Below are 17298 nucleotides of genomic sequence, written 5' to 3'. Positions count from 1 at the left end.
CTAGACTCGGGCAACCCTCAAGGACGCACCCATCATGCAAACGACCTCCCGTCTCACCCCTGCCTCTGCCATCGAGGTGCCGGAGATCGACAGCGACGAACCCGTCGTCGTGATCCCGGTCGCGAGCGTGGCGCCGCTCGACGGCCGCCCGGATGGCGAACGCATCAACACCTTCACGCTCGCCCCGAAAACCAGCGACCGGACCCGCGCGGGTTTGGCTGGCGACGCCATCGGCGAGCTGCGCGAGCGCGTGCTCGGCAAGCCGCTGACCTATCTGGCTGCAGCGTTCTCGCTCGGATTCGCCCTGGCCCGCGTGCTGCGTTGAATCCGGGCCACGTTCGCCTCTGCACACCGGAGCGCAGGCCTTCAGAGCCGGCTCAGGCCTCGCTCAGATGTTTGCCGACGAGCCCGGTCATCTCGAACATCGTGACCTCGTCCTTGCCCATGACCGCCTTGAGCTTGTCATCACAGAGGATGTTGCGCTTGTTGGCGGGGTTCTGGAGATTGCGCTCCTTGATGTAAGCCCACAGCCGCTTGGTGACTTCCGTGCGCGGCACCGGCTCCGGGCCGATCACGGCAGCCAGCTGCGGGCTCGGCTTCAGGGCCTTCATGAAGGCGGACGTCTTCTGGGGTGATTCAGGTTGCTTCATTGGCTCCCTCCGATACGGAAAGCCGGCAGCATACCCGACCCCCCGCCGCTGCCGACAGGACGGGTGCCGGGATCTTCCCACCCGTGCCGCCAGGGGCTTTCGGCTTTGCAACTAAACTGCTGTCGCAGGTGAAGAACTCCGATCGAAGGTAACTTCGCCTGGCGAATCCGCGCACAACTGAGCAGTCCGCGCACTGCCCAAGGGACGGGCCGCACCGGTACGCACGCCTGTCCACCAAGAACATGAACACGACCCAAGACTCGCCCGTCCCAGCCCGATCCTCCCGCGCGCAGGCCGCCGCACGCAAAGCGCCGCGGCCGGTACACCCCCTTCTCCACAAGCTGTTCGAGTTGTACCCGCGGCTGTTCGGTGCGCGCTTCCTGCCGCTCAAGGTCGGCGTCTTCGAGGACCTCGTGGCGGCGCACCCCGAGGCGCTGCCCGCGGCGGAGCTCAAGGTGGCCCTGGGGCTGCACACACGGTCGACGCGTTACATCGAGGCCGTGGCCTCGGGCCTGGCGCGGCACGACCTGGAGGCCAGGCCGGTCGAGCCCGTGGCTCCGGAGCACGTGCACCATGCCGTCCTGGAGTTGTACAAGCGCCGCAACGGCAAGGCGCCGGAGCGGGCGCGCGCACTGGCCGTCGAGCAACTGGCCGCTGCGATCGAGGCCTCCGGGCTGAGCCGGGAAGCCTACCGCGAGCGCTTCACCTCGCCCGTCGACGAGCTGCATTCGCTGCTGGAAGATGCCTTGGCGATCGTCGCGCAAAAGAGCGCGCGCCGCGAAGCCCTGCAAAACGCCTTCAAGGCCAGCGGCAAGTCGGTGGCCGAGTTTGCCGACATGTATGGCCTGGACCCGAAGGAAGCGAAGAAGCTGCTGGCGTGACGGCCCCAGCCCACGAGCAGGGATGAACCTGGACTTTCGTCATTCGCTGCCGAAGGCGGCCGCGCTCGCGATGGTCGTCGCGCATGCGACGGCCGCGCAATCGGCCTCCCCTGAGCCCAGCTTCGAGGTCGGGTACCGGGCGTGGGAGGTCGTGACGGAGCTCGCGCGCAGCAACGCCGACCCGGCCATCAGCGGCGAGTGCGGCAGGACCTTCCGCCCTTTCGTGATTCCCGGCCTGCGCAGGCAAACCAGGCAGGAGGAGCAGCTGGCGGCAGCCACCTGCCAGGACGCCGCCCGATCCGCGTGCGCGAACACCAAGCTGCGCAAGCCCGCGGAGACGGTGAAGAAGTGCGAGGAGTTCAGGTAGGCGCACGCCCGCCTCGTGTTCGATTCTCTCGTGGCGCCAGGTGCGACAGGCTCGATGAGATCTACATGCCGGCCCCGGTGCCGGAGAACGGCTCGCAGCGCCAGGTCCTGACCTGCAGGCTGCCCGAAGCACCCGTCTCCGTCGCCGCGTCCAGCGCGTCGACATCGCGGCCGCCGCAGAATGCGATCGCCTTGGACCGCATGTCGCGCTCGTTCGTGAGCTGGGGGTTCCAGCGAATGCGGATGGTGTCACTGCCGGCGGACACGATTTCGGCCTTTCCGCCCTGGCTGATCGGGGTGCCGGCGCATCCCGCAAGTGCTGCAGCCAGCAGCACGGCGTCGAGTTTTCGCATGGGAGTCCTCCCGACGCGACCATTCTGGAGCGACCGGGGCATGGGTCGCAAGCTTTCTCCCGCATGAGGTCATGGTGGGAAGGGACGGCAGCTTCGCCAGTGAACTCGACCACGGCAGCCGCGGTCGCGGTGCGGGAGCACGCGCTGGCTCAGAGCAGCGCCACCAGGTCGGTCGTGCCAGGGTCGATGCCAGCCTGCGAAAGCAATGTCGTCACCTGGCCGCGGTGGTGGGTCTGGTGGTTGAAGAAGTGGGTCAGGGCCTGCCACGCCGGGTGCTCGCGCTGCACGCCACTGGTGTTGGCGTAGCGCATGGTGGAGCGCGCGAAGGCGGGCGGCAGTGCCTGCAGCCACGCCTCGATGGCGGCGTCCAGCGCGCGCCGCGCCTGCCGCAGCTGCGACCAGTCCGCGTACAGCTCGGTGCCATGCGCCGCACCCGCGGGCAGCTGAAGCACCTCGGCCGGCACCGCCGGCGACCCGGGCTGGGCCACCAGTCGCCCGAGCCAGACGCGGTCGCCCCACAGCAGGTGGTTGAGCGTGCCATGCACCGAGCCAAAGTAGGCACCGCGGTCCTGGCGCCGTTGTGCGTCGGTCAGGCGCTCGCAAGCGTCGTAGAGACGTTCGTTGAACCACGCGTTGTAGCGGGCCAGCCAGCGGTAGTTGGCGTGCAGTGCGTCGTCGCTCATCGCGTCATTTTCCGCGTAAATCGGGAAGGGTGAGGCTGACCCCGACACAGGCGAAACCCCGCACACCCGCGATCCAGGCGACACGATGCAGGTGGCGCCGACGCGGCTCGCGGCTTCGACTTGCCGGTGGCGATCCAATCGTCTGCGAGCGCGTGCGTTCGGTCGTGAGACGGTCGAACGCTTTGCCTACGCGTCGACTGCCTTCGCGGCCGATGCCGGCAGCCCGAAGACCCGATCGAAGGCCCACGTGAACGCGATCGCGTAGACGAAGAAGAACACGAGGAGCCCCAGGTTCGCCACGAACGCCGCTGCTGCGGAGATGTCCAGCCACAGCGACATGACGGGAACGAGGATGACCGCCAGCCCTCCCTCGAACCCGGCTCCGTGGGCAAGCCTCCTCGCGAAGGAGCGGCCACGCACGATTTGTCGCGATTCCCAGCGCTCGAAGAGCCAGTTGAAGGCGTAGTTCCAGGTGAGCGCAATGGTGGACAGCACGACGGCGAGCGTGAAGGTGGATGCTGGCCGCTTGTCGAACGACAAGCTCAGCGCAGGCCCCACCACGGCGATGGCGATCGCCTCGTAGAGGACGGCCTGGAGAACGCGGCGGTGCAACGGTGACATCGTGGGCGAGAAGAGTACGCGGGCGGCCCCGCGCCTCGTGGCAAGGGCGGGTCCTGACGCAGAAGATTACGGGTGACGGCGTGCACGCGCAGCGCGACGGGCGAGAAGCCCGGGGCCGCATGGGTGGTTCTGCCGCAACAAACGCCTGCGCGCGGCGCGCCGGTGCACGCTAGAAGAAGACCACGACGTTGCGCCCCTGGACCGCGAGGACAGCGGACTCCGGCCGGATCTCTCGCAGCTGGATGCCGCCCCCGAGATCGGCTCCCTCGCGCACGACTTGTCCATTGACGATGAGAAGACGCTTCGCCGGATCCGCGGAGTACGTGCCGCCGACGATCACCAGGCTCGGACTTCCCGAAGGAAGTCCACGCACGGGTTGGGTCGTCGCTGCAGGCGCTAGGGGTGCGCGCGCCTCGGGCGCCGGACTTGGGGCGGCTGGCGGGGTTGGCGTGGCCGGCGCTGGTGAAGTTGCAACGGGTGCCTGCGGGCCGGCCATCAATGGGGCGGTCGATGCAGCAGCCGGGGCCGCTGCGGACGGGACCCCAGCATCAGGACCGCTTCCCGGAACCACACCGCTGCTGCCAGCGGCTTGCGGGGCCGCGGCCGCGGCGGCGGGAGGCGTGTAGCCACTCATCGCGGACGGCGGCCGGCCACGCATGGACGTCTGCGCATGAAGCACGAGGGGCGCGCATCCTGCTGCTGCTGCAAGCACGGCCGAGAGCAGCCTCGCGCAGGCGCGGCCATGGCCGCTGGAGATGGGCTGTCGCATGCCAGGTCGACACGGCGCAGTTGTACTGAGATTCTTCATTCGCCTCTTCTGCCCGCCAGGGATCGGCCGGGACACTGGAGACAGACCTGAAGAACAGCCAGGAGTTCGCCGGTGATGTAACCAGATCCACGCGCAGGGCAGCCCCCAGCAGCGTTACCATGTGGCCCCTCATCGGCGTGGATGCGGTGTGGGCTCGCGCGCGGCGAGCACCACTGCGTTACCGCACGTACTGATCCACGAAGTCGGCGCCCAGGCCCGCCTCGGCATAGTGCTTGCGGCACATCTCGATCTTGGTGAACACGTCCTCGTAACCGGTCACCTTGCCGGCCTCGTCGACGTACACCATCGCGCCGTGGATGTTGAAGAAGGTGATCATCTCCTGCGCGCCGACCTGCTCGTCGACGACGAGCGTGTGGATCTCGCCGGGGGGCTCGTAGACGAACGCACCTTCCTGCGCGATCCAGTCGTGTTCGAGGTAGCGCCAGCTGCCCTTGAGCACCATGCCGGTCACCCACGACGGGTGGATGTGGCGCGAGAGCACGCCGGACTTGCGCACGCGCAGCAGGTTGCACCAGCTGCCGGTGACCGTGTTGAGCAGCAGCGGACGGAACCATACGTCCCTGGCCTGCGGAACCCACACGCGCTCGTCGTCGGGAATCGCCTTCTGCGCGATCTCCGGCCGGATGCCGGGCAGCTGCGTGATCATGGTCTGGTCCTTCAGGTGATGAGATAGCCGCCATCCACGGGCACGACGGCGCCCGTGACGAACACGGCGTCGGCGCTGGCGAGGAAGAAGACGGGTCCCGCAACGTCCTCCGGCGTCCCCCAGCGCTTCATCGGCGTGCGCGCGAGGATGGGGGCGCTGCGCGCGGCGTCGTCCTGCAGCGCCTGCGTCAGCGGCGTCGCGATCCACCCGGGCGCGATGGCGCAAGCCGACGACTCGCAACTCGAACGCCCCCGCTCGCTCACGGAGCTGGCCGAGGAGCGCATCCGCAGCCTGATCGTGACCGGCGCGTTCGCGCTGGGCGAGCAGCTGTCGGAGGTGCAGCTGGCAGGCCGGCTCGGCATCAGCAAGACGCCGGTGCGCGAAGCGCTGCTGCGGCTGCGGCACGGCGGCTTGGTCGAGATCCACCCGCAGCGCGGCACCTTCGTCTTCACGCTGGACGAGGCGGGCCTGGACCACGTCTGCCAGTTCCGCACCGTCGTCGAATGCGAGGCGCTGGCGGATGCCATGAAGCACCGGCCGGCGGAACTGATGCAAGCGCTGGACGGCTGCATGGCGGACCTCAAGCGAGCGGCGGCCAAGGGCCAGCTGCGCGAGTTCCCGCGCCTCGACACGGAGTTCCACAACGCGCTGGTGCGCAGCTGCGACAACGTCTACCTGAAGACCGCGTACGAACTCGTGGCGTCGCAAGTCGCCGCCTTGCGCTACCGGCTGCCCACCCATAGCGCGGATGTCCGTCATTGCCAGGGGGAGCACGCCGGGCTGGTGGCCGCCGTGCGGGAGGGCGATGCCCGCAAGGCGCGCGCACTCCTCAAGGCGCACATCCAGAGCACGCGCGAAAGCTACCTGCTCGCCTGCCGCCAACCGGCTGCTGCCGCGGCGTAAGCGGCCGCGCATGGCGGCCGGCGGCGGGGCCCCGTGCTCAGGTGTTCCAGTCGTCCCCGCCGTTGTCGACGCCAAAGTCTCCGCCGGCGGCGTCATCCCAGCCGCGGTCGTCGGCAATGCCGAAGTCCTGGCCGCCCATGTCCGCGTTCGGGTCCCTGCGGCCTTCGCCCGTGAAGGCGCCGATGCCCGCATCGCGCGCAAGCGGGGAATCGGCGGCGGAGCCTCCCTCGCTCGACGGCTGGGGCAGGGGGCGGCCTTCATGGTCGAAGATGCGGCGGCCGATCTCCTGCGCGGCGACCGCGCCGGCGCCGACGGCGAGACCCGTGGCCAGGCCGCGGCCGAGCGTCGAACCGAGCGACGACCGTGCGGCCGGCGGCACGTTGCCGTAGCCGTAGCCGGGCGGCGGCACGTTGCCGTAGCCGGGCGGTGGCATGTTCGCGTCCTGGCGCCCGAACGCCGTGTCGAGACCCTGGGGCGGCGGATACGCGGCCGGGGGCGGGGCGGCGCGCTTGCGCGAGCGCAGGAAGAAGATTCCCGCGATGAAGATGAGGGCCACCAGCAGCAGGGCACCCATGGGGAACCCGCCGCCCGAAGGGGGTGGCGCTTGCGGCGCCATCCGGCGTGCATCGGTGGGCGCGGGCACCACCGGCCGGGCGGCCTGCCGCGGCTGCGAGAGTTGCTCGACCTGGGCGCGCAGTGCGGTCACCGCCTCCGGCCTGGCGAACGGCAGCCCGGGCGCAAGCTTGTCCGCGATCTGCAGTTCGGTGCGCGCGGCGGCGGCATCGCGCTGCCGCGCCGCGATCTCCGCCTTGACGTAGTGGGCCTTGGCACTGTTCGGATGCCGGGCGACCACCTGGTCGACCATGGCGCGGGCGTCGGCGAGCTTGCCGCTGCTCGCCGCTTGGTAGATGTCGTCGACGGTGGGTTCCTTCGCGTCCTGCGCGAACGCCGCCGCGGCGGCCAGGGCCAGCAGCAGGCTGAACAGGAAGGCGAACAATCGCTGGGTACGCATGGGCGCAGCCTCCGGGGAATCTCGATGGGCGGAATATGGGGCCGGCGCACCGCCCGCACAAGCCTGCCGCGCCACCAAAGGGCAAGCACGGTTGACAAAGCCCGGGCCGGTGGTCTACCCTTGGTAAGACCACGGTAAGGCAGCTCCCCGACGGGGCTGCGGCATGTCGCAAGGGGCCCCCTGAATGTCCAGAGACGAATCACGCTCAAAGCACGCGATCGCGGTGCCACGCTGGCCGGCGATCGGCCTCGCGAACGACCACGCCGGATTCCTCCTGAAGGGATTCGTCAAGAACGTCCTCTCGCAACACTGCGACCAGGTCATCGACGTCGGGGCGAACTCGGACGCTCCGGTCGACTTTCCGGATGTCACGCGCCAGGCGATCAACCTCATTCGCGACGGCAAGGTCAGGCGCGTCATCCTCGTGTGCGGCACCGGCGCGGGCGCCTGCATCGCGGCCAACAAGATCCCCGGCATCCGCGCCGCGGTCTGCCACGACACCTTCGTGGCACGCCAGGCCGTCGAACACGACGATGTCAACGTGATGTGCATCGGGGCATGGATCATCGGGCCGCAGGTGGCGCGTGACGTCATCGAGACCTTCCTGTCGGCCGAATTCAGCACGGAAGAGCACTTCCGCCGCCGCGTCGAGAAGCTCGGCGAGCTGGAGCGGGAAGCGGCGCGGTCCCTGATGCAGGGCAGCGAAAAGGGGTGAGCCGGTTCCCGCGATGAACAAGCCGATCAGGATCACCCAGCAGGCCGACGCCAAGGAGGACGGGTACGACCGCGTGCTGTCCTTCCTGCGGGACGAGCTGATGTCCGGCCGCCTGAAGACCGGCGACCGGCTGCTGCCGGAGCGGGACCTCGCCAGCGCGCTCGGCGTCAGCCGCCCGGTCATCCGGGAGGCGCTGACGGCACTGTCCACGCTGGGAGCGGTCGAGATCCGGCGCGGCTATGGCACGGTGGTGCGGGAGCCCAACTTCACCGCGCTCGCGGACTACTTCAGCCTCGTCCTCGCCCAGCAGGCAGGCGCGGTGGACGACGTGATGCAGGCGCGCATCGCGATCGAGCGGCAGGCGATCCGCCTGGCGTGCACGCGCGCGCTCGCGCCGGACCTGGAAAGGCTGGCGCAGGCGCTGCAGGCCATCAAGGAAACCATCGACGATCCGGCGCAGGGCGGCGCGGCGGACTTCCACTTCCACTCGATGATCGTGGAGGCGGCCCACTCCCCGGCCCTCTCCAGCGTCTACGCCGCCGTCGCCAAGCTGCTGCAGGCATCCCACCTGGAACGCCGCAAGGTGATCGCCAGCGTGCCCCAGGTCGACGCGTACCTCATCGACCACCACGAGGCCGTCCTGTCGGCGATCCGCCGCAGGAATCCCGCCGAAGCGGATGCGCTGCTGACGGAGCACTTCGAGATCGGTGCGAACCTGCGCGCGGATGCCGCAGCGGCCGCCGCGCAACGGCCCGGCAGCAAGCGCAGCACCCAGAAGGCATGACGCCCGACATCGTCGTCTTCGGCAGCATGAACATGGACCTGGTGGTCCGTGTGGCACGCGCTCCGCGCGGCGGCGAGACGCTGCAGGGGCGCTCGTTCCTCACCAATCCCGGCGGCAAGGGTGCCAACCAGGCCGTCGCCTGCGCCCGCCAGGGCGCGCGCGTGGCCATGGTGGGATGCGTGGGCGACGACGACTTCGGCAAGACCCTGCGCAACGCACTGGTTGCGGATGGCATCGACGCCACCCATGTCCGCACGGCCGGCGAAAGCACCGGCGTCGCGGTCGTGATGGTCGACGACGAAGGCGAGAACCGCATCACCATCATCCCCGGCGCCAACGACTTGCTCGAGGCTGACCCCGCGGCGCTGGCCGGGCAGTACCTCCTCCTGCAGTGCGAAGTGCCGATGCCGGAGGTGGTGTCGGCGGCCAGGATCATGCACGCCAGGGGAGCGACCGTGGTGATGAACCCGGCGCCCGTCTGCCAGCTTCCCGACGAACTCTGGTCGCTGGTCGACATCCTGGTGATGAACGAGATCGAGGCCTCGGAACTGTCCGGCCTGCCCGTGGCCGACCCCGCCAGCGCGGCGGCGGCGGCGACCTCGCTGCGCCGGCGCGGACCGGCGACCGCGATCGTGACCCTGGGCAGCCAGGGCGTGCTGGTCGCGGATGAAGCCGGCTGCCGCCACTTTCCCGCCAACGCCGTGCGCGTGGTCGATACCACCGCCGCGGGTGACACGTTCATCGGCGCGATGTGTGCAGCGCGCGCCGCGGGGCAAACCATGGACGCCGCCGTGATGCGTGGCATCCAGGCCGCCACGATCTGCGTGACCCGGCCGGGCGCCCAGGCAGCCATCCCCTACCTGCACGAACTGGCCGGCCCATGACCTACAAGTTCGACTTCACCAGCGTCCTGGCGCAGTGGCCGCTGTTCCTGCACGGCGCCTGGCTGACCCTGAAGCTGTCGCTGGTCGCCACGCTGCTCGGCCTGCTGATCGGAACCTTGTGCGCTATCGGCCGCGGCAGCCACAACCGGTTCGTGGCGCGCTCCTGTGCAATCTATGTCGAGGCGATCCGCAACACGCCCTTGCTGGTGCAGATCTTCCTGGTGTACTTCGGGCTCGCCAGCATCGGCCTGAAGGTGCCCGCCTTCGTCGCCGCCGTGCTGGCGATGGTCATCAACGTCGGCGCCTACACCACCGAGATCATGCGCGCGGGCATCGAGTCCATCCACCGCAGCCAGATCGAGGCGGCGGAGTGCCTGGCGCTGTCGCGCGCGCAGATCTACTGGCACGTGATCCTGCGGCCGGCCATGGAACGGGTCTATCCCGCGCTCACCAGCCAGTTCGTGCTGCTCATGCTCGCCACGTCCATCACGTCGCAGATCTCCGCCGAGGAGCTGACGGCCATCGCCAACCGGGTGCAGTCCGACACGTTCCGGTCCTTCGAGACCTATGCGGTGGTGGCCGTGTTCTACCTCCTGCTGTCGCTCGTGATGCGGGGCGCCTTCTGGGCCGCCGGACAGGCGCTGTTCACGCGCCGCCGCAAGCTGGGAACGCCGCTGTGAACGTCGCCTTCAACGCGAACCACGTCGTGTTCCTGCTGCAGGCGGCGGGCTGGACCCTGGTGCTGTCGCTGATCGCGTTCGTCGGCGGCGGACTGCTCGGGTTCATCGTGGCCCTGTGCCGCATCTCGTCGATCCGGTCGCTGCGCTGGCTGTCCACCGGCTACGTGCAGCTGGTGCAGGGCACGCCGCTGCTGATCCTGATGTTCCTGGCGTACTTCGGTCTCAGCATCGCCGGCCTGAGCCTGCCCGCCCTGGTGGCGGCGGGTCTCTCGATGACGATCTATGTCAGCGCGTACATCGGGGAGATCTGGCGCGGCTGCATCCAGGCCGTGCCGCGCACGCAGTGGGAAGCCGCCGAGTGCCTGGCGCTTTCCAGGGTGCAGCGCATGCGGCTGGTGATCCTGCCCCAGGCCTTGCGCATCGCCACCCCGCCGACGGTGGGCTTCATGGTGCAGATCGTCAAGAACACCTCGCTGGCCTCGGTGGTCGGCTTCGTCGAACTGGCCCGCGCCGGCCAGGTGGTGAACAACTCCCTCTTCCAACCGTTCCTGGTCTACATGCTCGTTGCCGGTCTCTATTTCCTGCTTTGCTTCCCGCTGTCGTGGTGGAGCCGGCAGCTCGAACGCCGCCTGCTGGTGGCCCATCGTGTGGAGGTGGCTGCGGCATGAGCGTCATCCAGCTGGAAAATGTCCACAAGAGCTTCGGCGGGCTGAAGGTGCTCGACGGCGTGAGCTTCCAGGTGAACAAGGGAGAGGTCTTCGCCATCATCGGCCGCAGCGGTTCCGGCAAGAGCACCGCGCTGCGCTGCATCGACCGGCTGGAGCGCATCGACCAGGGCCGCATCCAGGTGTGCGGCCACGAGGTGAGCGACCCTAAGCTGGACCTGCGCCAGCTGCGGCGCGACGTCGGCATCGTCTTCCAGAGCTACAACCTGTTCCCGCACCTCACGGCCGCCGAGAACATCGCGCTGGCGCCGCGGCACAGCAAGGGCAAGACGCGCGCCGAGGCGAAGGCGCTGACCGAGCGCGTGCTGGCGCAGGTCGGCCTGTCCGACAAGGCCGACAGTTATCCGGAGCAGCTTTCGGGCGGCCAGCAGCAGCGCGTGGCCATCGCGCGCTCGCTCGCGATGGAGCCGCAGGTCATGCTGTTCGACGAAGTGACGTCGGCCCTGGACCCGCAGCTCACGGGCGAGGTCCTCAAGGTGATGGCCGACCTGGCCGCCGGCGGGATGACCATGGTGCTGGTCACCCACGAGATGGCTTTTGCCCGCAACGTCGCCGACACCACGCTGTTCATGCACAAGGGCCGCGTCTGGGAGCAAGGCGGCCCCGCCATGTTCGACCGGCCGCAGACGGCGGAACTGCAGCAGTTCCTCGGCTCCGGCCTCTGAGAATTTCTTGCCCACCACCAATGGAGACATCATGAGCCTCAAGAACCTGACCCGCCGCGCCCTGCTGCTGGCCACCTTGTCCACGGCGGTCCTGGCCGCGCATGCGGACACGCTGGACAACATCCGCGCGGCCAAGAAGATCCGCGTGTCGATCGACCTCGCGGTGCCGCCTTCGGGCATGACCGATGCGAACATGAAGCCGACGGGCTCGGACTACGACGTGGCCGTGCTGCTGGCCAAGGACCTGGGCGTCGCGCTCGAGGTGGTGCCGACCGTCGGCGCCACCCGCATTCCCAACCTGCAGACGGGCAAGGCGGACATCATCATCTCCACGCTCGCCTGGACGCCGGAGCGTGCCAAGGTCGTCGACTACTCGATCCCGTACGCGCCGCAGATCTCGCTGGTGGGCGGCATCAAGAGCCTCAACGTCAAGAGCATGGCGGACCTGGCCGGCAAGAGCGTCGCCGTCAACCGCAGCACCACGCAGGACAAGGACCTGACGGAGAACGCCAAGGGCGCCAACGTGGTCCGCTACGACGACGATGCCGGCGTGATCACGGCCGTGGTGACGGGCCAGGCCGACCTGGTGGGCACGTCGAGCGCGCTGTTCAAGACGATGCAGGAAAAGGCGCCGCAGCGCCAGCTGGAGCAGAAGTTCGTGCTGCGCGTCAACGACCTGGGCATCGGCGTGCGCAAGGACGACCCGAAGCTGCTGGCCTGGATCAACGACTGGGTGAAGGCCAACCACGCCAACGGCAAGCTGAACGAGATCTTCAAGAAGTACCACGGCACCGACATTCCGAAGGACGTCGTGGAGAAGTGGGTCAAGTAAGGGCGGCATGCTGTCGCTGATCGACACCCACCACCACTTCCTCGACCCGCGGGCGCACTACTACCCGTGGTTGAACGATGCGGGGGCGCCTGCGCATCGTTACGGCGACCACTCGGCGCTGAAGCGGCCCTACCTGCCGGCGGACTACGCTCGCGACACCGCGGGCGTGAACCTGGTGGGCAGCGTGCACGTGGAGGCCGACTGGGACCCGAAGGACCCGGTGGGCGAGATGCGGTTCATCGCCTCGCTGCGGGCGCAGTGCGGCCTGCCCTCGGTCGCCGTGGGGCAGGCCTGGTTGCACCAGGCCGACGCGGCGAGCACGCTGGAACAGCTGGCCGCTTTCGATTTCGTGCGCGGCATCCGGCAGAAGCCGCGCGCCAACGCGGCCCCCGGTGGCCCTCCGGGGGGCATGACGGACACCACCTGGCTGCAGGGCTATGCGCGGCTGCAGCCGCTGGACCTGCACTACGAATTGCAGACGCCGTACTGGCACCTGCATGAGGCCGCGCGCGTGGCCGCCGACTTCCCGGACACCCGCATGGTCATCAACCATGCAGGCATGCCGTCCGACCGCAGCGAGGAAGGCCTGCGGGCCTGGCGCACGGCGCTGGCCGGGATGGCGGCGCACCCCAACGTCGCGATCAAGATCAGCGGCATCGGCGAAGCCGGCTACAAGTGGCGGCTGGACGCCAACCGGCGCGTGGTGCTGGAGGTGATCGACCTGTTCGGGGTGGACCGCTGCATGTTCGGCAGCAACTACCCCCTGGACAGCCTGTGCGCGCCCTTCCAGGCCATCTTCGACACCTTCGCCGGGTACGTCGCCGGCTTCAGCGAACGGGAGCGCGCGCAGCTCTTCGTGGAGAATGCGCGCCGGATCTATCGCATCCCGGCGTAGTGCGTCGAGCGACAACAAGGAAGAAACGATGAGTGGACGAACGAGCCTCCTGGCTCGCGGTGTGGCGCTGGCGGGCGGAGCGGCGCTGGTGTGGCGGCGCTGGACCCAGGGCCCGATGCCGCCGGCGGCGGTGGGCGGCGCTCCGCACATCCCGCCGGGCCGGCCCCAGGGCGCCGTGCCCACCCTGAAGATGCCCACCGCGCGCGGCTGGGCAGCCGGGCAGACGCCCGTGGCGGCGCAGGGACTGAAGGTCAACGCCTTTGCGGCGGGATTGAAGCATCCGCGCTGGATCCACGTGCTGCCCAATGGGGACGTCGCCGTGGCCGAGGCAATGCAGGCGCTGCGGACGCCGAAAAACGTGTTCGACCACGCGATGGTGGCGACCCTGCAGCGCGCGGCCGCCATCGGCGAGAGCCCGAACCGCATCACGCTGCTGCGTGACGCGGACGGCGACGGCGTCGCGGAGACCCGCGACACGCTGCTGCAAGGCCTGCGCCAGCCCTTCGGCATGGCGCTGGTCGACGGAACCTTCTACGTGGGCAACACGGATGGCGTGGTCGCGTTCCCGTACACCCCGGGCGCCACGCGCATCGAGGCGGCCGGGCGGCCGCTGACGAAGTTCAAGCCCGGCGGGCACTGGACGCGCAGCCTGCTGGCCAGTCCCGACGGACGTCGCCTCTATGTCGGCGTGGGATCGCTCACCAACATCGGCGAGCTCGGTGTCGAGGTCGAGGACAGGCGCGCCTGCATCGTCGAACTGGACCTGGCGAGCGGCCGCGACCGCATCTTCGCCGCCGGCCTGCGCAACCCGGTCGGCATGGCCTGGCATCCGCAGACCGGCGAGCTGTGGACCGTGGTGAACGAACGCGACGGCCTGGGCGACGAAACGCCGCCCGACTACCTGACCGCCGTGCGCGAAGGCGGCTTCTACGGCTGGCCGTATTGCTACTGGGGCCGGACGGTCGACGACCGCGTGCAGCCGCAGGACGCCGCGCTGGTGGCGCAGGCGATCACGCCGGACTATGCGCTGGGCGGGCACACGGCCTCGCTCGGCCTGTGCTGGATGCCGCGCGGCACGCTGCCCGGCTTCGACGAGGACGGCATGGTCATCGGCCAGCACGGCTCCTGGAACCGCAGCATCCTCAGCGGCTACCGGGTGGTGTTCGTGCCGTTCGCGAACGGGCGCCCGACCGGGCAGGCTCCACGCGACATCCTGTCGGGCTTCCTGGCCCCGGACGAAAGCGAATCCTACGGGCGTCCCGTGGGCGTGGCGATCGGGCCCGACCGGCAATCGCTGCTGGTGGCGGACGACGTGGGCGACGTCATCTGGAGAGTCGGCGGGCGCTAGCCGCTGCGCGTCAGCCGTGGACGCCCACCGAGTGCGGGCGTCCCGGGGAGGACCCCGGTCACTCCCAGGTTTCGATCACCCGGCTGTCGTCCCGCAGCCCCAGCCCCGCCGCGGCCGCGCGCTGGAAGCGCTCGCTGGCAACGGCGAGCAGCGGCAATTGCGCCCCGCAGGCTTCCCCGGCGGACATCACCAGGCCGCTGTCCTTGACGAAGATGTTGACGGCACTGGTGACTTCCACGTCGGTGCCGGCCACCATGCGCGGCCCGCGGTCCGACAACATCCAGGAGCCAGCGGCGCCCTTCTCGACCAGCCTGAGCACGGCTGCAGGATCGAGACCGAGCGATCGCGCAAGGCTGAGGGCTTCGGCGGCGGCGACGATGTGGACGGCGCAGAGATGCTGGTTCACCACCTTGATCGCCTGCCCGTCTCCGAGCCGTTCCCCGGTCACCCGCACCGATCCCATCGCCGCGAGGATCGTCGTCGCCTGCGCCACGTCATCGGCGGAACCGGCAGCGAAGATGACCAGTTCGCCGGTCCGGGCGCGTGCCACCCCGCCCGTCACCGGCGCGTCCACCACGCGGGCGCCCGCGCGCTGCAGGACCTGCCCCTGCTCGCGCACGCATTGCGGCCCCACGGTGGACATGATCAGCCACAGCTGGCCGCGCACCGAACCGCTGACGCGCTCGACCAGGCCGGCCAGCTGGTCCGGCGTGGCGACCATCACCACGACGACCTCCGCTGCCGGCGCGGCGGCGAAATCCCGGACCGTGTCGATCCCGCTGGCTTTCGCTTTCGCGATCGCGCCCTCGGACACGTCGACGCCGGTCACTTGGTGTCCCGCGCGCTGGACCTGCAGCGCCATCGGCAAGCCGATGGCCCCCACACCGACGAAGGTGACGTTCACGGCGCCCTGCCCTTCAAGCCAGCCAGCCCTTGATCCGGCCGGCGAGTGCATCGGTGCTGATGCCGTAGCGGTCGTGCAGGGTCGGCAGCGCGCCGGCATCGAGGAACGCGTCCGGCAGCCCCGCCAGCTGGAATGCCGCCGGCTGGACGCGATGGCGCAGCAGCGTGCTGGCCACGGCCTCGCCGAGGCCGCCGATGACCGAGTGGTTCTCGGCCACGACCACCAGGCGGTTCTTGTAGCGCACCGCCTCGACGATCGCTGCCTCGTCCAGCGGCTTGATCGTCGGGCAATGCAGCACCGCCACGCCCACCTTGTCCGCCTGCAGCGCGTTCGCCACCTCCAGCGCGCGCATCGTCATGAAGCCGCTCGAGATGACCAGCACGTCGCCGCCCTCGCGCAGCATCTTGGCCTTGCCGAGCTCGAACCGGTAGCCGGCGACCTCGTCGAGGACCAGGGGCACGTTCCCGCGCAGCAGGCGCATGTACACCGGCCCCTTGTGCGCGGCGATCTGCGGCACCGCCTGCTCGATGTCGAGGGCATCGCAGGGGTCGACGATGGTCAGGCCCGGAATGCCGCGCATCATGGCGATGTCCTCGGTGGCCTGGTGGCTGGGGCCGTAGCCCGTGGTCAAGCCAGGCAGCGCGCAGCATATCTTCACGTTCAGGTTTTCCTCGGCGATGACCTGGTGGATGAAGTCGTAGGCGCGCCGTGTCCCGAAGACGGCATAGGTGGTGGCGAACGGCGTCAGGCCTTCCTTGGCCATGCCACCGGCGGCGGCCATGAGCAGCTGCTCGGCCATCCCCATCTGGTAGAAGCGCTCGGGATAGGCTTGCGCGAACAGGTGCAGGTCGGTGTACTTGGCCAGGTCGGCGGTCAGGCCGACGATCTCCCGGTGCTGTTCGGCCAGCGCCACCAGTGCCTTCCCGAACGGCGCTGCCTTGACGCGCTGCCCCTCGGCCGCGATCGACGCGATCATCGCGGAGGTGGTCAGGCGCGGCTTCTTTTCCATCACGGTGTTCATGCGAGGGCTCCTTCGGATTGCATGTAGGGTTGGGACTGGTCGAGGATGTGGATCGCCTGTTGCCACTCCGGGGCGTCGACGCGGATGAAGTGGTTCTTCTCGCGCGTCTCCAGGAAGGGCACGCCCTTGCCCATGAGGGTGTCGAACAGGATGACGCGCGGCTTTCGCTCGCCGAAGGCGCGGGCGCGGTCGAAGGCGGACACCACGGCCGCGAGGTCGTTGCCGTTCACGCGCTGGACATGCCAGCCGAAAGCCGCCCACTTGTCCGCCAGCGGCTCGAAGCCCAGCACCTTGCCGGACGGGCCGTCGGCCTGCTGGTTGTTGATGTCGACCAGGCAGACCAGGTTGTCCAGGCGATGGTGCGCGGCGCCCATGGCGGCTTCCCAGGTGGAGCCTTCGTCGAGTTCGCCGTCCGACATCGAGTTGTAGACAAAAGCCGGGTTGCCCTTCTGCTTCAGGCCCAGCGCGATGCCGACGCCGATGGCCAGGCCCTGGCCCAGCGAGCCGCCGGAGATCTCCATGCCCGGCGTGTACGTGGCCATCCCGGACATCGGCAGCCGGCTGTCGTCGCTGCCGTAGGTCTCCAGTTCCTCCTGCGGGACGATGCCCGCCTCGATCAGCGCGGCGTAGTGCGCGATCGCGTAGTGGCCGTGGGACAGGAGGAAGCGATCGCGCCCTTCCCATTCCGGCTCCGCGGGTCGCAGCGCCATCGCGTGGCAATAGGCCGTGGCGAGGACGTCGGCCCAGCCCAGGGCCTGGCCGATGTAGCCTTGGCCCTGCACTTCGCCCATCCGCAGGGCGAAGCGCCGGATCCGGTAGGCGCTTTGTTCGAGCTTCGACAAGTCAGACATGGAATCTCCTGGCAAGAAAAAAGAGGGAGGGATGCGGTCCGGTGCGGCAC

General features: G+C 69.3%; 23 protein-coding genes and 1 pseudogene. 13 read left to right on the top strand and 11 right to left on the bottom strand.

All coding sequences use genetic code 11. From position 1 onward, the window contains the following. Nucleotides 1-34: 34 nt before the first annotated feature. Nucleotides 35-325 carry a hypothetical protein gene (locus AC3EGR_RS01060; protein WP_488544569.1) on the top strand — a complete coding sequence of 97 codons (291 nt, stop codon included), beginning with the start codon at nucleotides 35-37 and terminating at the stop codon, nucleotides 323-325. Between the two features lie 52 nt (nucleotides 326-377). Here AC3EGR_RS01060 and AC3EGR_RS01055 read toward each other — a convergent pair whose 3' ends face one another. After that, nucleotides 378-650: an SWIB/MDM2 domain-containing protein gene (locus tag AC3EGR_RS01055; protein ID WP_488544568.1), complete on the bottom strand. Its 273-nt coding sequence runs from the start codon at nucleotides 648-650 to the stop codon at nucleotides 378-380. Between the two features lie 242 nt (nucleotides 651-892). On the opposite strand from AC3EGR_RS01055, the gene AC3EGR_RS01050 reads away from it, so the two are divergent. Both AC3EGR_RS01050 and AC3EGR_RS01045 read left to right on the top strand, forming a co-directional pair. Then, complete coding sequence (locus AC3EGR_RS01050; RefSeq protein ID WP_488544567.1) at nucleotides 893-1531, top strand: ProQ/FinO family protein; 639 nt, start codon at nucleotides 893-895, stop codon at nucleotides 1529-1531. 22 nt (nucleotides 1532-1553) lie between these two features. Next, a complete protein-coding gene (locus AC3EGR_RS01045) occupies nucleotides 1554-1898 on the top strand; it encodes a hypothetical protein (protein ID WP_488544566.1) in 345 nt (114 codons plus the stop codon). 61 nt (nucleotides 1899-1959) lie between these two features. Here the strand turns inward: AC3EGR_RS01045 and AC3EGR_RS01040 are convergent, their stop codons facing one another. The 6 genes and pseudogenes from AC3EGR_RS01040 to AC3EGR_RS01015 all read right to left on the bottom strand — a co-directional run. Continuing rightward, nucleotides 1960-2250 (bottom strand): hypothetical protein, encoded by a 291-nt coding sequence (locus AC3EGR_RS01040; RefSeq protein ID WP_488544565.1) that lies wholly within the window; start codon nucleotides 2248-2250, stop codon nucleotides 1960-1962. A 149-nt stretch (nucleotides 2251-2399) separates the two neighbouring features. Then, on the bottom strand, nucleotides 2400-2933 hold the full coding sequence (locus AC3EGR_RS01035) for a DinB family protein (protein ID WP_488544564.1): 534 nt from the start codon (nucleotides 2931-2933) through the stop codon (nucleotides 2400-2402). A gap of 186 nt (nucleotides 2934-3119) precedes the next feature. Next, a complete protein-coding gene (locus AC3EGR_RS01030) occupies nucleotides 3120-3554 on the bottom strand; it encodes a PACE efflux transporter (RefSeq protein WP_488544563.1) in 435 nt (144 codons plus the stop codon). Between the two features lie 169 nt (nucleotides 3555-3723). Continuing rightward, nucleotides 3724-3927, bottom strand: a complete 204-nt coding sequence (locus tag AC3EGR_RS01025) for a general secretion pathway protein GspB (protein ID WP_488544562.1) — start codon at nucleotides 3925-3927, stop codon at nucleotides 3724-3726. 613 nt (nucleotides 3928-4540) lie between these two features. After that, nucleotides 4541-5029, bottom strand: coding sequence for a 2,4'-dihydroxyacetophenone dioxygenase family protein (locus tag AC3EGR_RS01020; RefSeq protein WP_488544561.1), 489 nt, complete (start codon nucleotides 5027-5029; stop codon nucleotides 4541-4543). Nucleotides 5030-5040: 11 nt separating this feature from the next. Further along, a pseudogene (locus AC3EGR_RS01015) lies at nucleotides 5041-5250 on the bottom strand (SDR family oxidoreductase); the annotation flags it as partial. Here AC3EGR_RS01015 and AC3EGR_RS01010 point away from each other — a divergent pair. Beyond that, nucleotides 5177-5932 (top strand): GntR family transcriptional regulator, encoded by a 756-nt coding sequence (locus AC3EGR_RS01010; protein ID WP_488544560.1) that lies wholly within the window; start codon nucleotides 5177-5179, stop codon nucleotides 5930-5932. The pseudogene AC3EGR_RS01015 and the gene AC3EGR_RS01010 overlap by 74 nt on opposite strands. A gap of 37 nt (nucleotides 5933-5969) precedes the next feature. On the opposite strand, the gene AC3EGR_RS01005 is transcribed toward AC3EGR_RS01010, so the two are convergent. Beyond that, nucleotides 5970-6944, bottom strand: coding sequence for a hypothetical protein (locus AC3EGR_RS01005; RefSeq protein WP_488544559.1), 975 nt, complete (start codon nucleotides 6942-6944; stop codon nucleotides 5970-5972). A 184-nt stretch (nucleotides 6945-7128) separates the two neighbouring features. Here AC3EGR_RS01005 and AC3EGR_RS01000 point away from each other — a divergent pair, with 184 nt between their 5' ends. Genes AC3EGR_RS01000 through AC3EGR_RS00960 form a run of 9 tightly spaced genes read left to right on the top strand, consistent with a single transcriptional unit; the run spans nucleotide 7129 to nucleotide 14472 of the window. Further along, nucleotides 7129-7659 carry an RpiB/LacA/LacB family sugar-phosphate isomerase gene (locus AC3EGR_RS01000; RefSeq protein ID WP_488544558.1) on the top strand — a complete coding sequence of 177 codons (531 nt, stop codon included), beginning with the start codon at nucleotides 7129-7131 and terminating at the stop codon, nucleotides 7657-7659. A 13-nt stretch (nucleotides 7660-7672) separates the two neighbouring features. After that, nucleotides 7673-8443, top strand: a complete 771-nt coding sequence (locus AC3EGR_RS00995) for a FadR/GntR family transcriptional regulator (protein ID WP_488544557.1) — start codon at nucleotides 7673-7675, stop codon at nucleotides 8441-8443. Next, on the top strand, nucleotides 8440-9327 hold the full coding sequence (rbsK, locus tag AC3EGR_RS00990) for a ribokinase (protein ID WP_488544556.1): 888 nt from the start codon (nucleotides 8440-8442) through the stop codon (nucleotides 9325-9327). The genes AC3EGR_RS00995 and rbsK overlap by 4 nt, the downstream gene beginning before the upstream one ends. Further along, nucleotides 9324-10007 (top strand): amino acid ABC transporter permease, encoded by a 684-nt coding sequence (locus AC3EGR_RS00985; protein WP_488544555.1) that lies wholly within the window; start codon nucleotides 9324-9326, stop codon nucleotides 10005-10007. The genes rbsK and AC3EGR_RS00985 overlap by 4 nt, the downstream gene beginning before the upstream one ends. After that, complete coding sequence (locus tag AC3EGR_RS00980; RefSeq protein ID WP_488544554.1) at nucleotides 10004-10675, top strand: amino acid ABC transporter permease; 672 nt, start codon at nucleotides 10004-10006, stop codon at nucleotides 10673-10675. The genes AC3EGR_RS00985 and AC3EGR_RS00980 overlap by 4 nt, the downstream gene beginning before the upstream one ends. Then, complete coding sequence (locus AC3EGR_RS00975; RefSeq protein WP_488544553.1) at nucleotides 10672-11397, top strand: amino acid ABC transporter ATP-binding protein; 726 nt, start codon at nucleotides 10672-10674, stop codon at nucleotides 11395-11397. Before AC3EGR_RS00980 ends, AC3EGR_RS00975 begins: the two co-directional genes overlap by 4 nt. Nucleotides 11398-11428: 31 nt before the next feature. Further along, nucleotides 11429-12229 (top strand): transporter substrate-binding domain-containing protein, encoded by an 801-nt coding sequence (locus AC3EGR_RS00970; RefSeq protein ID WP_488544552.1) that lies wholly within the window; start codon nucleotides 11429-11431, stop codon nucleotides 12227-12229. Nucleotides 12230-12236: 7 nt separating this feature from the next. After that, nucleotides 12237-13124, top strand: a complete 888-nt coding sequence (locus tag AC3EGR_RS00965; RefSeq protein WP_488544551.1) for an amidohydrolase family protein — start codon at nucleotides 12237-12239, stop codon at nucleotides 13122-13124. 28 nt (nucleotides 13125-13152) lie between these two features. Beyond that, nucleotides 13153-14472 carry a PQQ-dependent sugar dehydrogenase gene (locus AC3EGR_RS00960; RefSeq protein ID WP_488544550.1) on the top strand — a complete coding sequence of 440 codons (1320 nt, stop codon included), beginning with the start codon at nucleotides 13153-13155 and terminating at the stop codon, nucleotides 14470-14472. 58 nt (nucleotides 14473-14530) lie between these two features. On the opposite strand, the gene AC3EGR_RS00955 is transcribed toward AC3EGR_RS00960, so the two are convergent. Genes AC3EGR_RS00955 through AC3EGR_RS00945 form a run of 3 tightly spaced genes read right to left on the bottom strand, consistent with a single transcriptional unit; the run spans nucleotide 14531 to nucleotide 17248 of the window. After that, entirely contained in the window at nucleotides 14531-15376 is an 846-nt protein-coding gene (locus tag AC3EGR_RS00955) for an NAD(P)-dependent oxidoreductase (RefSeq protein WP_488544549.1), read from the bottom strand. A gap of 13 nt (nucleotides 15377-15389) precedes the next feature. Further along, nucleotides 15390-16397, bottom strand: coding sequence for a transketolase family protein (locus AC3EGR_RS00950; RefSeq protein ID WP_488544548.1), 1008 nt, complete (start codon nucleotides 16395-16397; stop codon nucleotides 15390-15392). Beyond that, nucleotides 16394-17248, bottom strand: coding sequence for a transketolase (locus AC3EGR_RS00945; protein ID WP_488544547.1), 855 nt, complete (start codon nucleotides 17246-17248; stop codon nucleotides 16394-16396). The genes AC3EGR_RS00950 and AC3EGR_RS00945 overlap by 4 nt, the downstream gene beginning before the upstream one ends. Between the last annotated feature and the right edge of the window lie 50 nt (nucleotides 17249-17298).

The sequence above is a fragment of the Ramlibacter sp. G4-7 genome, from assembly GCF_057784995.1.
The sequence above is the reverse complement of the archived record's forward strand: the minus strand, read 5'-3'. Positions and strand labels throughout refer to the sequence as shown.